The sequence below is a fragment of the Phaeobacter sp. HF9A genome, from assembly GCF_011806385.1.
In the GTDB taxonomy this organism is placed as follows: Bacteria; Pseudomonadota; Alphaproteobacteria; order Rhodobacterales; family Rhodobacteraceae; genus Epibacterium.
The window spans coordinates 1-13,282 of record NZ_JAATOX010000006.1 but is presented as its reverse complement, the minus strand read 5'-3'; the positions used below and the strand labels follow the sequence as shown (position 1 = coordinate 13,282).

General features: G+C 61.4%; 15 protein-coding genes. 4 read left to right on the top strand and 11 right to left on the bottom strand.

What is annotated here, in order from left to right:
* Positions 1-158 precede the first annotated feature (158 nt).
* Together HCZ87_RS01875 and HCZ87_RS01870 are read right to left on the bottom strand one after the other, a co-directional pair.
* Positions 159-860 carry a response regulator gene (locus HCZ87_RS01875; protein ID WP_167642075.1) on the bottom strand — a complete coding sequence of 234 codons (702 nt, stop codon included), beginning with the start codon at positions 858-860 and terminating at the stop codon, positions 159-161.
* Positions 857-1,369: a MarR family winged helix-turn-helix transcriptional regulator gene (locus HCZ87_RS01870; protein ID WP_167642074.1), complete on the bottom strand. Its 513-nt coding sequence runs from the start codon at positions 1,367-1,369 to the stop codon at positions 857-859. Before HCZ87_RS01870 ends, HCZ87_RS01875 begins: the two co-directional genes overlap by 4 nt.
* Positions 1,370-1,529: 160 nt before the next feature.
* On the opposite strand from HCZ87_RS01870, the gene HCZ87_RS01865 reads away from it, so the two are divergent.
* The gene (locus tag HCZ87_RS01865; protein ID WP_167642073.1) at positions 1,530-2,396 is read left to right on the top strand and encodes a branched-chain amino acid aminotransferase; all 867 of its coding nucleotides are present in this window, start codon (positions 1,530-1,532) and stop codon (positions 2,394-2,396) included.
* A 141-nt stretch (positions 2,397-2,537) separates the two neighbouring features.
* Here HCZ87_RS01865 and HCZ87_RS01860 read toward each other — a convergent pair whose 3' ends face one another.
* Positions 2,538-2,966, bottom strand: a complete 429-nt coding sequence (locus HCZ87_RS01860) for an organic hydroperoxide resistance protein (RefSeq protein WP_167642072.1) — start codon at positions 2,964-2,966, stop codon at positions 2,538-2,540.
* Between the two features lie 107 nt (positions 2,967-3,073).
* On the opposite strand from HCZ87_RS01860, the gene HCZ87_RS01855 reads away from it, so the two are divergent.
* A complete protein-coding gene (locus tag HCZ87_RS01855; protein WP_167642071.1) occupies positions 3,074-3,505 on the top strand; it encodes a MarR family winged helix-turn-helix transcriptional regulator in 432 nt (143 codons plus the stop codon).
* 5 nt (positions 3,506-3,510) lie between these two features.
* Here HCZ87_RS01855 and HCZ87_RS01850 read toward each other — a convergent pair whose 3' ends face one another.
* Positions 3,511-4,452, bottom strand: coding sequence for a DMT family transporter (locus HCZ87_RS01850; RefSeq protein WP_167642070.1), 942 nt, complete (start codon positions 4,450-4,452; stop codon positions 3,511-3,513).
* A gap of 89 nt (positions 4,453-4,541) precedes the next feature.
* Positions 4,542-5,219, bottom strand: a complete 678-nt coding sequence (locus HCZ87_RS01845; protein ID WP_167642069.1) for a cation transporter — start codon at positions 5,217-5,219, stop codon at positions 4,542-4,544.
* 79 nt (positions 5,220-5,298) lie between these two features.
* On the opposite strand from HCZ87_RS01845, the gene HCZ87_RS01840 reads away from it, so the two are divergent.
* Positions 5,299-5,715: a helix-turn-helix domain-containing protein gene (locus HCZ87_RS01840; RefSeq protein ID WP_167642068.1), complete on the top strand. Its 417-nt coding sequence runs from the start codon at positions 5,299-5,301 to the stop codon at positions 5,713-5,715.
* 32 nt (positions 5,716-5,747) lie between these two features.
* Here the strand turns inward: HCZ87_RS01840 and HCZ87_RS01835 are convergent, their stop codons facing one another.
* The 4 genes from HCZ87_RS01835 to HCZ87_RS01820 all read right to left on the bottom strand — a co-directional run bounded on the left by HCZ87_RS01835 (position 5,748) and on the right by HCZ87_RS01820 (position 10,992).
* The gene (locus HCZ87_RS01835) at positions 5,748-6,692 is read right to left on the bottom strand and encodes an AEC family transporter (RefSeq protein WP_167642067.1); all 945 of its coding nucleotides are present in this window, start codon (positions 6,690-6,692) and stop codon (positions 5,748-5,750) included.
* A gap of 9 nt (positions 6,693-6,701) precedes the next feature.
* Positions 6,702-7,805 carry a chorismate synthase gene (aroC, locus tag HCZ87_RS01830; RefSeq protein ID WP_167642066.1) on the bottom strand — a complete coding sequence of 368 codons (1,104 nt, stop codon included), beginning with the start codon at positions 7,803-7,805 and terminating at the stop codon, positions 6,702-6,704.
* Positions 7,806-7,895: 90 nt separating this feature from the next.
* Positions 7,896-10,313, bottom strand: coding sequence for a DNA topoisomerase (ATP-hydrolyzing) subunit B (gene gyrB / locus HCZ87_RS01825; protein WP_167642065.1), 2,418 nt, complete (start codon positions 10,311-10,313; stop codon positions 7,896-7,898).
* An 85-nt stretch (positions 10,314-10,398) separates the two neighbouring features.
* Positions 10,399-10,992: an NAD(P)H-dependent oxidoreductase gene (locus HCZ87_RS01820; protein WP_167642064.1), complete on the bottom strand. Its 594-nt coding sequence runs from the start codon at positions 10,990-10,992 to the stop codon at positions 10,399-10,401.
* A 112-nt stretch (positions 10,993-11,104) separates the two neighbouring features.
* On the opposite strand from HCZ87_RS01820, the gene HCZ87_RS01815 reads away from it, so the two are divergent.
* Entirely contained in the window at positions 11,105-11,695 is a 591-nt protein-coding gene (locus HCZ87_RS01815; RefSeq protein ID WP_167642063.1) for a TetR/AcrR family transcriptional regulator, read from the top strand.
* Here the strand turns inward: HCZ87_RS01815 and HCZ87_RS01810 are convergent.
* Together HCZ87_RS01810 and recF are read right to left on the bottom strand one after the other, a co-directional pair.
* Entirely contained in the window at positions 11,688-12,308 is a 621-nt protein-coding gene (locus HCZ87_RS01810) for a LysE family translocator (protein WP_167642062.1), read from the bottom strand. The genes HCZ87_RS01815 and HCZ87_RS01810 overlap by 8 nt on opposite strands.
* Positions 12,305-13,282: DNA replication/repair protein RecF (gene recF, locus HCZ87_RS01805; protein WP_167642061.1), on the bottom strand; the 978-nt coding region annotated here is incomplete at its 5' end. The genes HCZ87_RS01810 and recF, both read right to left, overlap by 4 nt.

The window sequence follows — 13,282 nt, the reverse complement described above, 5'->3', positions numbered from 1 at the left end:
GCGTCTTGCCCCTTGAATGATGCGAATGCGTCCGACGCTAGGGATCAAAGGTTGATGAATTCTACTCAGCGACCGGCGCAGGCGCAAAAAATCCGTTAGAATTGATATTTTGGCAGGATCGTCAGCTGGACAATCGGCACTGCCCTGCTGGTGAGGCGTCAGTCAGGGGCGAGCATATATCCCGCGCCGCGCACGGTTTGCAGGTATTGCGGCTGTTTGGGGTTCGGCTCGATCTTGCGTCGCAGGCGGGTGATTTGCACGTCCACCGCCCGTTCCTGCGCTTGGCCGCGGTCGCGTCCCAGATCCTCCACCAGCTTTGTGCGGCTGACCGGCTCGCCGGGCTGGGCGGAGAAGATCTTCATCAGCTGGCTTTCAGTCGAGGTCAGCCGGACCAGTTCCTCGCCTTGCCACATCTCGCCCCGTTCCAGGTCGTAGCGGATGGCGCCCAATTGCAGGAACTTCGGGGTCACGTCCTCGGCGCGGTTTTCCGGCATCCGGCGCAGGATCGCATTGATCCGCAGCAACAACTCCTTGGGTTCAAACGGTTTTGGCAGGTAGTCATCGGCCCCGGCCTCCAGCCCCTTGATCCGGTCATCGGTCTCGCCCCGCGCGGTCAGCAGCAGGATCGGCGTCGTCATGGTTTCGCGCAACGCGGCGGTGAGCGAGAGCCCATCCTCGCCGGGCATCATCACATCCATCACAATAAGGTCGAATTCCAGCCCAGAGAGGATCCGTCGCGCATGCGCCGCATCACGCGCCGCGCTCACCAGGAATCCGGCGCGCACCAGGAATTTTTTCAAGAGATCGCGAATGCGTTCGTCATCATCGACGATCAGCAGATGCGCGTCGGGCGCGCTCATTGCGCGGTCTCGCGCAAATCGGCGTAGGCGCGGCGCATGTCAGAATCCATCATGGCTTCCAGTACTTTCTTGAAGCCCTGAACCGCGTCTGGCCCGGCCTCCTTATAGGCGGCGCGCATGCGGATGCGCTGGGCGTCGGAGAGCCGGCTTTCCAGCTCATGCCCCTGCTCGGTCAGGTAGAGGTTGCGTTCGCGCTTGTCCAACGCGCCCACGCGGCTGTCCACCAGCCCGTCCTCCACCAAGGCGCGCAGAACGCGGTTGAGGGACTGCTTGCTGATGCCAAGAATGCTGAGCAGGTTGTTGACCGTGGTGCCAGGTGCGCGATTGATGAAATGCAGGGCCCGATGATGGGCGCGGCCATAGGCAAGCTCTGCCAGGATCCGGTCGGGATCTGCGGTAAAGCCCCGATAGGCAAAAAACATCGCCTCGATCCCCTGGCGCAGCTGCTCATCGGTCAGGAACAGCAGGCTTTCACCTCCAAACCCGGTTCCGGTCCGCCCGTCAGACATTGTTGCCTCTCCTTCGTTTTGCGGGGCATTTTAGGTCAGCATTGTTGACATTCCAAGAGGCGAGATGTATCGAGACGCGGATTTTGCGTAATTATGAGAACGGAAACCCATAGATTTGCGCAACAACTGAAAATGCCCTGGCGCTGAAGAGGAACACGGAATGGCTGGATATGATGACCGCGATGGCCTGATCTGGATGGATGGCGAGCTGGTGGATTGGCGCGATGCCAAGGTTCACATCCTGACGCATGCAATGCACTATGCCTCCTCCGTGTTCGAGGGCGAGCGCGCCTATAACGGCAAGATCTTCAAAAGCCGGGCCCATTCCGAACGTCTGATTGCCTCGGCCGAGGCGCTGGACATGCCGATGCCCTATACGGTCGATGAGATCGAGGCAGCAAAGGACGCGGCGCTCAAAGCTTCGGGGCTGCAGGACGCCTATGTGCGGGCCGTGGTGTGGCGTGGCTCGGGTGAAGACATGGGCGTGGCTTCAGCCAGGAACCCGGTGCGCATGGCTGTGGCGGTTTGGGGCTGGGGCGCCTATTACGGCGACGCCAAGATGCAGGGCGCCAAGCTCGACATCGCCGAATACAAACGCCCCTCGCCGGAAACCATCCCGGTGCACGCCAAGGCTGCCGGTCTCTATATGATCTGCACCATCTCCAAGCATAAGGCCGAGGCCAAGGGCTGCTCGGATGCGCTGTTCATGGACTATCGCGGCTATGTGGCGGAAGCGACCGGCGCCAATATCTTCTTTGTGAAAGACGGCGAAGTCCACACGCCAAAGCCGGATTGCTTCCTCAACGGGATTACCCGCCAGACGGTGATCCAGATGTTGAAAGACAAAGGCATCACCGTGCATGAGCGCCACATCATGCCCGAGGAGATGGACGGGTTTGAGCAATGCTGGCTGACCGGCACCGCCGCCGAGGTCACCCCGGTGGGAGAAATCGGTCCCTATACATTCGAGGTGGGACAAATGACCCGCGAGATTGCCGAAGCCTATGAGGCGCTGGTGCGCAGCTGACCCGGCGATCCCTGTTAAAACGGAAAAGCGCGGAGCTGACGCCCCGCGCTTTTTCTATTTTAGCACCTGCGGTGCCGATGGCGCATGCTGCCTGTTCATCGTGCTCCCAATACTCTGGGGCGCAAGGCAGAGCGTTGCGGATCAGGCGATCTGTGTCGTGATGCTGACATTGCCGTTGATGGCGTTGGAGTAGGGGCAAATCTTGTGTGCCGCCTCGGTCAGCCGTTGCGCAGCCTCTTGGTCTACGCCGGGCAGGGTGACGGTCATGCTCACGGTCAGGCCAAACCCGCCCGCGTCGCGCGGGCCGATGCCGACTGCGGTCTCGACCTCTACCGCATCCGGCACTTTGGGGAGGCTGTCGTCCTGGCTGGCCGCGAATTTCATCGCGCCGATGTAGCAGGCGGAATAGCCCGCGGCAAAGAGCTGCTCCGGGTTGTAGCCTTTGCCGTCGCCGCCCATCTCGGTCGGCGGGGACAGGTCCAGCACCAGATCGGTCCCTGAAACCTTGGCCTGACCATCGCGGCCTCCGGTTGCGGATCCATGTGCGGTGTAAACTGGCGAAACGGACATTTCAGCTTCCTTTGATGGTGATAATATATCGTGCACGATACATATGGGGTGCTTCGGCGCAGGGTCAAGCGCTTGCGCATAAATCGCGCGCGACATAGCTTCCTTCTATGGATCGACCTTTGAAAATTGACGAGCTTCTGTGTTTCTCCGTCTATGCGGCGAACCATGCGATTTCGCGCCTGTACCGTCCGCATCTGAGCCGGATGGGGCTGACCTATCCACAATATCTTGTGTTGGTGGCGCTTTGGGACCGCGACAATCGACAAGTCACCGATCTTGGCAGGACGCTCCAGCTGGATACAAATACGCTGACGCCGCTGCTGAAACGCATGGAGGGCGCGGGGCTGATCTCACGCGCGCGCAACCCGGAGGATGAGCGCAGTCGCATTGTGGCGCTGACCGACAAGGGGGATGCGCTGCGTGTTCAGGCGCGCGAGATAAGCTCCTGTCTCGCGGAGGCATTGGGGGAGGATCTGGCCGAGATTGTCGCCCTGCGGGACAAGCTGACGCAACTCCGTGATCGCATCGAAAAGATCTAGCCCTATCAGCCGCCCTTGGGGTCGGTGAGCGGCTTGGCGCGGCCGCGATCCAGCCCCAGCCGGCTTTCCCGCCAGATCACGATGGCATTTGCGGCGATCACCACTGCGGCACCGGCCAGCATTACGGTAGAGGGCCATTCGGCGAACCAGACATAGCCGATGACCAGCGCAAAGAGCATCGAGACATAGTCATAGGGGGCCAGCATGGAGGCGGGCGCATAGCGATAGGAGGAGGTGATGATAATTTGGGCCAGGGCGCCAAGAAATCCTGTTCCGATCATCATCAGCAGCACCGGCGTGTCCGGCATGACCCAGCCAAAAGGCAGCGTCAGCAGGGACAGGAGTGAAGCCGTGACGGAGAAATAAAACACAATGGCCGAGGTTTCCTCGCTCTGCACCATCTTGCGGATATGGATCTGAACAAAGCCGCGCAGGGCTGCGGCCATCAGCACCAGAATAGCGCCGAGTAGCGCCTGATCTTGCAGTGTTTCACTGCTTCCCAGACGTGGCGACAGCATGATCAGCACGCCGATCAAGCCAACCGCGACGGCAGTGACGCGAATGACGCGAATGCGCTCGCCCAGCAGGAGGGCGGAAAGTATCAGCGTGAAAATCGGCGTCGCGTAGCCAAGCGCTGTGACCTCCGGGAGAGGCAGAAGCGCCAACGCGGCGAAGTTAAGCCCCATGGCGGATGTGCCCACCAGCCCGCGCCAGAAATGCAGGATCGGGCTTTTGGTTCTTAGCCCCTTTGGCAAATCGCCGCGCAGTGCCAGCCAGACCAGGATAACCGGCAGCACAAAGAAAGAGCGGAAAAACACCACCTGCCCGGTGGGCACGGAATAGGTGATTTCCTTGATCAGCCCGGACATGATGGTGAACAGACCGATAGCGATCACCTTGAGCGTGATCCCCACCAATGGTCGATGCGATGTTAAGCTTTTTGCCATGAGCAGACCCTGCGCGCTCGCCCCGGAAATGACAAGCGCGCGGGGCTTTATTGGTACACTCTTTCCGTAAAAGCGTGGCGGTCAGCGCGTCAATGAGCACTGCGGTGATCGTGGTCCGCACTCTGGGCGTGAGAGGCCGCGTGCTGATGTGGCTCGGCGTTCTCGCGCCATTCTTCCAGTGCTTGCCTCAGAATCTGAAAGGCCGAGTTGAGGAACAATCCGGCCATAATCCCGGCGACGATCAGATCCGGCCAGCCGGTGGCGGTGCCCCAGACCCCGAGGGCCGCGATCATCACGGTGACATTGCCGATGGCGTCATTGCGCGAACACAGCCAGACGGAGCGTACATTGGCGTCGCCATCCTTGTAGGCCGCCAGCAGCAGAACCGACAGGAGGTTGGCGGCCAGGGCCAGGAATCCGATCCAGCCCATCACCTGGGCCACCGGCACGCCGACCATGAAAACCTGCCAAACCGTCGAGCCAAAGACCCAGAGCCCCATCAGCAACAGGCTTAGCCCCTTGCCGATGGCCGCCATTGCGCGCGTGCGCAGGCTGGCGCCAATGACCGCGAGCGAAATACCATAGGTGAGCGCGTCACCGAGAAAATCCAGCGCATCCGCCTTCAGGGCCTGGCTCCCTGCGGCCTCGCCCGCTGTCATCTCGACGATGAACATCACTGCGTTGATCACGATGACCGCCCAGAGGCGGCGTCGATAGGCTGTGGAAACCCCGTCGAACCGGGCGCCATGTCCGCAACAACCTGCCATGGGGAATGCTCCTTGTGCTTTTGCTGATTCGAGACCAATCTAATGGCTCTAGTCACTAGAGGTTCAAGAGGGGGCTACAGTGTTTTCCATCGGCGCATTATCCAAAGCGACCGGGGTCAAGGTTCCGACCATTCGCTACTACGAAGAGATCGGCCTGATAGATCCGGCGACCCGCAACGCTGGTAACCAGCGGCGCTATGATCATGCGGGGATGGAGCGGCTCGGCTTTATCAAACATGCCCGCGATCTTGGCTTTGGGCTGGAGGACATCAAGGAGCTGATGGGATTGAACGGCGAATTGGGGCAGGATTGCCGCGCTGCAGATGAGATCGCCAAGGCGCAGTTGGAAAAGACCCGGCACCGCATCGCACGGCTGCAACGGCTCGAAGCGGAGCTGGAGCGGATCACCCATCTCTGCGAAGGCGGCGCGGGCGGCACCTGTCGGGTGCTCTCGGCGCTGGGCGATCATAGCCAATGTCTGGGAGAGCACGGCTAGGGCGTCGGGGCTGGGGCGTAGGGGCTAGATGATCAGATCAGAAGCCAGAGCAACCCGTTCAATGTAAAGAAGGCCAGCACCGTGGCCGCCAACGTCGCCAGGCTGGCCGCGCCCTCATGGCCGCGCGCCTGGGCAAAGATCACATAGGTTGCAAACATCGGCATCGCGGCGGAGAGGATCAGCGCGGCGCGGATCTCGGGCGAGATCGTCAGCACGCCCGTCAGCGTGAAAAGACCCGCCACTGCGGCCACAAGCGCGGGGTGCAGAAGAAGCTTGCCCAGGGTCGCCTGAAGCGCGAGGCTCTTGTTGCCCCGCAGCGGCAACCCCGCCAAGGATCCTCCGATCACGATCAACGCCACCGCACCCGCTGAGGCAGCCAACATATCAGTAAAGCGAAAGAAGGGCGCGGGCAGGGGCAGATGCAACAGCGCCACAACCGCGCCCGCCATCAAGGCGATCATCGCCGGCATCTTGAGCACATTCCATATGATACGCCGCAAACGCACCGGCAGCGGCAAAGTGCTATTGCTGGCCGAAGCCTCCATCAGCATCAGGCAAATGGGAATCAGGATCAGGGTCTCCACCACCAGGTTCAGCGTCAGAACCACGCCGGCGATCTCGGGGAACACCAGCAACATCACCGGATAGCCGACGAACCCGTTGTTGGGGCAGGTGGAGCCCATCACGCCGATGGCGCGGCGCATCGGGTCAAACCCGCGCAGGGTGAACATGACATAGGTCACCACGATATTGATCAGCCCGCCGATCAGATAGGGCAGCACATAGCCGGCCTGGAAAACCTCGACCGGATCACGCTGCGCCAATGTGGTGAAGATCAGCCCGGGCAGGGCGAGGTTGAACACAAACGCACCCAGCGCCCGAATGTCCCGCTTGTCGAAAATACCTTTCCATACAACAAGGTAGCCAAGTCCAAGCATGGCATAGATCGGAAAGGTGATCCCCAGGATGGTGGTCATGAGGCGGTCTTAGCCGATCCGCCCCTGGTTCTCTCCGATTTGGCCGCGATGCAGCAACAAGTGGTCGAGGATCACACAGGCCATCATGGCTTCGGCCACCGGCACGGCGCGGATGCCAACACAGGGGTCGTGGCGGCCCTTGGTGATCACCTCGGCGGCGCTGCCGTCCTTGCGGATTGACTGGCGCGGCGTCAGGATCGAGGAGGTCGGTTTGACCGCAAAGCGCACCACCACATCCTGCCCGGTCGAAATGCCGCCCAGAATGCCGCCGGCATGGTTGGAGGAATAGACCGGCTGACCGTCATTGCCCATGAAGATCTCATCGGCATTTTGTGACCCCTTCAGAACGGCCGCATTCATGCCCTCGCCAATTTCCACCGCTTTCACCGCGTTGATCGACATCATCGCAGCCGCCAGATCGGTATCGAGCTTGCCATAGATCGGCGCACCGATGCCTGCGGGCACACCGCGCGCCACGACCTCGACCACCGCGCCGACCGAGTCATGATCCTTGCGCAGCGCTTGCAGGTAGTCTTCCCAGTCCTGCACAGCGGCGGCGTCGGGGATCCAGAAATCGTTCTGGTCAATCGCGGCCGAATCAAAGCGGCTGCGGTCGATTTCCAGCTCGCCCATGCGGGTCATGTAGCCCTTGATCTCCAGTCCCGGCACAAGGGTCTTGATCGCCTCGCGCGCAACGCCACCTGCCGCCACCCGCGCTGCGGTTTCGCGCGCCGAGGAGCGCCCGCCGCCGCGGTAGTCGCGGTTGCCGTATTTCTGGAAATAGGTGATGTCGGCGTGGCCCGGACGGAAGGTCTGGGCGATATCGCCATAATCCTTGGAGCGTTGATCGGTGTTTTCGATCATCAGCTGGATCGGCGTGCCGGTGGATTTGCCCTCAAACACGCCGGACAGGATTTTCACCGCGTCGGGCTCATTGCGCTGGGTTGTGTTTTTGTTCTGCCCGGGGCGGCGTTTGTCCAGCCACTGCTGCAACAGCGCCGGCTCAAGCGGCACGTTGGGCGGGCAACCATCAACAGTTGCGCCAAGCGCGGGCCCGTGGCTTTCGCCCCAGGTGGTAACACGGAAGAGGTGGCCAAATGAGTTCATGGACATGCGCGCGGGTCTCCTTTGTCTTGCCCCTTTAACGCCAAAGGTCGCGCGGGAAAAGGGATCGCGCGTGTTAATGCGCGATCCCAAAAGCCCCTAGAAGTCGAGGTTTTCGACGCTAAGCGCGTTTTTCTGAATGAACTCGCGGCGCGGCTCCACCACATCGCCCATCAGCTTGGTGAACAGATCGTCGGCTTCGATCATATCGTCCACGCGGACTTGCAGCAGGGTGCGGGCATCCGGGTCCAGCGTGGTTTCCCAAAGCTGATCGGGGTTCATTTCGCCCAGACCCTTGTAGCGTTGCAGGGTCAGCCCTTTTTCGCCTTCGTCCAGAATGGCTTTTAGCAGATCCAGCGGCCCGTAGATGGCTTGCTGGCGATCCTTGCGCTGCAACACGGCAGGCGTGCCGTAAATCTCTTGCAGGGATTTGGTAAAGCTGCCGGTCTTGCGCGCCTCGCCGGAGCGCAGCATCGGGCCGTCCAGTGTGCGAACCTCTTCCACACCGCGCAAGATGCGCGCCAGGCGGATGCCGTGATCCTGCGTGATCCGCCCCTGCCAGCCGCGTTCGTATTCCAGCGCAATCAGGTCAAGACGGGTTGCAACCTTGTCGGCCACGCCTTGCAGATCGTGGTCAACGGCACCGGGCACGAAGGCCCCCGCAATCGCCGCCTGTTCAAGAATATGACGCGGGTAGTGGGTTGGGAAGGCGTCCAACAGACGCTTCAGCCGCCGCGCTTCGTCTACCACGCGGGTGAGATCCTGGCTGGCGATTTCCGATCCGTCCCCGAGGCGCAGAACCGCACCATCAACCCCCTGATTGATCAGGTAATCCTCCATCGCGGCCTGATCCTTGAGGTAGACCTCGGATTTGCCGCGGCTCACTTTGTACAGCGGCGGCTGCGCGATGTAGAGATACCCGCCTTCGATCAGCTCCGGCATCTGACGGTAGAAGAAGGTGAGCAGGAGCGTGCGGATATGCGCGCCATCGACGTCCGCGTCGGTCATGATGACGATCTTGTGGTAGCGCAGTTTGCTGATGTTGAACTCGTCCCGGCCAATGCCCGTGCCGAGCGCCATCACCAGGTTGCCGATCTCTTGCGAGCCCAGCATGCGGTCAAACCGCGCCCGCTCCACGTTCAGGATCTTACCCTTGAGCGGGAGGATCGCCTGGGTCTGACGGTCGCGCCCGGTCTGAGCGGAGCCCCCGGCGGAATCCCCCTCCACGAGGAAGACTTCGGTCTTGGCGGGATCTTTTTCGGAACAATCCTTGAGCTTGCCAGCGAGGAAGTTCACATCCATCGCCGTCTTGCGCCGGGTCAGCTCGCGCGCCTTGCGGGCGGCCTCGCGGGCCAGGGCGGCTTCGATGATCTTGCCGACCACCTGTTTGGCTACATTGGGGTTTTCCTCGAACCATTCGGCGAGCTTTTCGCCCATCAGGCTCTCGATCACCGGACGAACCTCGGAGGACACCAGTTTGTCCTTGGTCTGGCTGGAGAACTTGGGGTCCGGCACCTTTACGGACAAAACGCAGGTCAGACCTTCGCGCGCATCATCACCGGTGAAGGAAACCTTTTCCTTCTTGGCGATGCCGGAGGATTGCGCATAGTTGTTGATGGTCCGGGTCAGCGCGCCACGGAAACCCGCGACATGGGTGCCGCCATCGCGCTGCGGAATGTTGTTGGTGAAGGGCAGCACCGTCTCGTGGTAGCTGTCATTCCACCACATCGCGATCTCGACGCCGATGTCATCCTTCTCGCCCACGATATAGATCGGCGCGTCCATCACCGGCGTTTTGGAGCGGTCGAGGTATTTGACGAACTCCTTGACGCCCCCCTCGTAGAACAGCTCTGTTTCCAGCGCTTCTGCCGGGCGCTCATCGCGCAGGACAATACGCACGCCGGAGTTCAGGAAGGCCAGTTCGCGCAGGCGCTTTTCCAGGGTCTCATAGACATATTCGAGGTTCGAGAATGTGTCGGTCGAGGCGAGAAAACGCACCTCGGTGCCGGTGCGATCCCCGCAGTCGCCCACGATCCTGAGGTGCTCTGCGGTATCGCCGCGTTCAAACCGGGCCACGTGTTCCTTGCCGTTGCGCCAGATGCGCAGCTCCAGCCAATCCGACAGCGCGTTGACAACGGATACGCCGACGCCGTGCAGACCGCCGGAGACCTTGTAGGAGTTGCTGTCGAATTTGCCGCCCGCATGCAGCTGGGTCATGATGACCTCGGCCGCAGAGACACCCTCTTCCTCGTGCAGATCCACCGGAATACCGCGCCCGTTGTCGCTCACCGAGACACTGGAATCCGCGTGGATCGTGACCGTGACACGGTCCGCATGGCCAGCCAGGGCCTCGTCGATCCCGTTGTCCACGACCTCATAGACCATATGGTGCAGACCGGACCCATCGTCGGTGTCGCCGATGTACATGCCGGGCCGTTTGCGCACGGCCTCCAACCCCTTGAGAACCTTGATGGAATTCGCACCATATTCTTCGGGAGCTTGCTCGTTTTCGGACATTCACGCCATCCTATTTTTACTTTCCGATTTTATACGCGCTCCGGTGGGGGATGTCACGCCCAAGCCCCTTTTTTTCTTGGCAGAATCACGCCGCGCGGGTGCCCAGATCAGATACTTTTTTGAGCCAGCTCCGCAGGTGGTTTTCCTTTGGGTGCGACGCCGGCGCAAAGGAGGTGAAACGGGTTGGCTTGATCCCCACAAAGCCGAGGATCTGACGCGTCAGAATCTTCTTGACCGCATTGCTATAGGCCAGGCGCAGAAACAGCGGGGGCGTGTCCATTGTCAGGATCACCCGCGCGGTCTTGCCCGACAGCATCGGTGCAGGCAGTCCGATCAAAGAGGTATTGCGGGTGTCAAAGGTGCGCCCGGGCAGCAGGACGCGATCAAAGAGCCCCTTGAGCTTGGCCGGAAGCATGCCCCACCACAGCGGCGTCGTGATCACCACATGTTCGGCCCATTCAAGATCCGTCAGGAATGTCTCCAGCACCGGCTCCAGCGGTTTGTAATTGGCATAGCCGCCCAAACCGTAATCGCTGTCAAACTCCATCTGTGACAGATCGTGATAGCGCAGCTGATGTCCGGCCTCTTCTGCCGCCGCGCGATAGGCCTCCGCCAGTGATTTGTTGAGAGACGTGTGGCCGGGATGACCGTTTAGAAGTAGAATTTTGCGCATCGACATGAGGACCTTCATTCTGATATGTGACCGTGGTCAATTTGTTGATGTAAAAAATGACCGCAGTCAACTTTAAAATTGACCGTGGTCAATATTTGTCCAGTGGAGACCCCGTCCCATGTCACGTGCCCCGCAAAAACGGCGTTTGGAAACCAGAGCAAAGCTCCTGTCGGTGGCTGAGCATATCATCGACACCGAGGGCTGCGCCGCGCTGCGCATGGAGGAGGTCGCCGCCAAGGCCGGCGTCGCCAAGGGCACCTTGTTCTCTCACTTCGGCGACAAGGAGGGCTTGCTTGCGGTGATCTTCGGCGCGCGGGTGATGGGATATCTCGACCAGATGGAGGCGATGCCCGATCCAGACACGCCCGACGAGATCGCGAGCAGGCTGGCGCCCTTGCTGGACTTCGTCGCACAGGACCGGATGATTTTTGAGCTGCTGCTTCGCTACTCTGGCACCACCAGCGAAAATGTGGACGAGGTCATCACCCAGGGGTTTATCCGTCAGGTTACGCTCTGTGCCGGCTGGATCACAGGCATGCAGCAACGCGGTCGCATCCGCGATGATCAGGATCCGGTGCTATTGGCCGAGGGGGTGCAGGCCTTCCTGACCCATGTGCTGGCGATCGGCTTCTGTCAGGAGCACGCGCAGATGATCCCCCCGGCGGAGGCGATGCTGCCCTATTTGCGCGGCTGGCTCGACATCAGGTAAAGGGGATGATGCAGCCCACTGCGATCAGCAGGCAGCCCGCGCCAATGTTCATCCGCCGCAGCGCGCTCGGTGCGCTGAGCACAGCCCGCAAACGGCTGACGAGCCCCGCCAGAATGACGTTCCCCATCAGCGGCACCGCCATCGAGACCAGAAGAATGGCCAGCACATCGCGCCAGGTCACGACCGACAGATCAAAGAACCCCGGCAGGATCCCCATGTAGAACAACGCCGCTTTGGGATTGCCCAGGATCACAATCACTCCGGCGGAAAATCCCGCAAGCCGTCCCGGTCGCGTCAGGCGGCTGTTGGTCGTGATCGTCTGATCCGCGCCGCGCAGCGTCACGATCCCCATCAGCAGAAAGACCAGAACCGCCACGCCCTTGAGAACCAGCGCGATCATGGTCGAGGCCGCCGTGACCCAACTCACCCCCAAGATCGCAATCAGCGGCCAGAAGATGTCGCCCGTTGCCACGCCAAGCGCCAAAGGCCAGCCTGCGTGAAATCCGCCGGAAATGGCTCGCGCCACCAGCGCCAGCCAGACCGGGCCAGGGGTTAGAAACAGCGCAAACACCGCTGCGGCATAGATTGCGAGATCCCATATGCTCAAGGTCACAGCAGGTGTACTCCGCTCTGCCCACCGGTATCGGTGACTTCAAGATGCTGGGCCCGATCCCCAAGCTCGGCAAAGAGTTCCGGCCCGGTGCCGGTCATCCAGGCTTGCGTTCCCAAGGCGCAAATTTCGTCATAGAGCGCCGCCCTGCGCCCCGCATCCAGATGCGCCGCCACTTCATCCAGCAGCAGGATCGGGGCGGCGCCCTCTTCCGCCTGCAAGGCGCGGGCATTGGCCAGGATCAGCGAAACCAGCAGCGCCTTTTGCTCGCCGGTCGAGCAGTCCTTTGCGGGCAGCCCCTTGGCGGCGTAGTGACCCATCAGATCACTGCGATGTGGCCCGATCAAAGTACGCCCCGCCGCCAGATCCCGCCCACGCCCCGCATCCAGCGCCGCGCGCAGATCTGCCGCGCTCTCCGGCATCTCGCCCTCGGCCTGGACGAGCTGCAACTCGGCCACGGGAAAGGCGGTCTCTGCCTCCGCCTGAGCACGGGCAAGCTGCGACACCGCCTCCACACGGGTCTGGTGGATCCGATGACCGGCCTCGGCCATCTGCGTTTCCAGCACCCGATACCAGGCGGCATCACGCACGCTGTCCTTCAGCAGCCGGTTGCGCTCTCGCATCGCCTTTTCATAGCTCAGGCTCGCCTCGGCATGGTCCGGATCAAAGCTGAGCGCGATGCGATCAAGGAACCGCCGCCGCCCCTCGGCCCCCTCGATCCACAGCCGGTCCATGGCCGGGATCAACCAGACAACCCGCGCAAGACGCCCCAATGCCACCTGGCTTGCTGCCTTGCCGTCGATCTTCACCTGCCGCGCATTGCCACCTTCAGAGGAGGTCTCCACCTCATAGGACTGCTCCGCCGATTGCAGAACGCCGCGCAGCTTCCAGCCCAAAGCCTCCGGTCGGCGGGCCATATCGGCCGCCGCCGCCCGCCGCAAACCACGGCCGGGTGAGAACAGCGATACCGCTTCCAG

Bases quoted from the DNA above. Each gene is read 5' to 3' on its own strand.
- HCZ87_RS01875 (WP_167642075.1), bottom strand. From the start codon at position 860: ATGAGCGCGCCCGACGCGCATCTGCTGATCGTCGATGATGACGAACGC.
- HCZ87_RS01870 (WP_167642074.1), bottom strand. From the start codon at position 1,369: ATGTCTGACGGGCGGACCGGAACCGGGTTTGGAGGTGAAAGCCTGCTG.
- HCZ87_RS01865 (WP_167642073.1), top strand. From the start codon at position 1,530: ATGGCTGGATATGATGACCGCGATGGCCTGATCTGGATGGATGGCGAG.
- HCZ87_RS01860 (WP_167642072.1), bottom strand. From the start codon at position 2,966: ATGTCCGTTTCGCCAGTTTACACCGCACATGGATCCGCAACCGGAGGC.
- HCZ87_RS01855 (WP_167642071.1), top strand. From the start codon at position 3,074: ATGGATCGACCTTTGAAAATTGACGAGCTTCTGTGTTTCTCCGTCTAT.
- HCZ87_RS01850 (WP_167642070.1), bottom strand. From the start codon at position 4,452: ATGGCAAAAAGCTTAACATCGCATCGACCATTGGTGGGGATCACGCTC.
- HCZ87_RS01845 (WP_167642069.1), bottom strand. From the start codon at position 5,219: ATGGCAGGTTGTTGCGGACATGGCGCCCGGTTCGACGGGGTTTCCACA.
- HCZ87_RS01835 (WP_167642067.1), bottom strand. From the start codon at position 6,692: ATGACCACCATCCTGGGGATCACCTTTCCGATCTATGCCATGCTTGGA.
- aroC (WP_167642066.1), bottom strand. From the start codon at position 7,805: ATGTCCATGAACTCATTTGGCCACCTCTTCCGTGTTACCACCTGGGGC.
- gyrB (WP_167642065.1), bottom strand. From the start codon at position 10,313: ATGTCCGAAAACGAGCAAGCTCCCGAAGAATATGGTGCGAATTCCATC.
- HCZ87_RS01820 (WP_167642064.1), bottom strand. From the start codon at position 10,992: ATGTCGATGCGCAAAATTCTACTTCTAAACGGTCATCCCGGCCACACG.
- HCZ87_RS01815 (WP_167642063.1), top strand. From the start codon at position 11,105: ATGTCACGTGCCCCGCAAAAACGGCGTTTGGAAACCAGAGCAAAGCTC.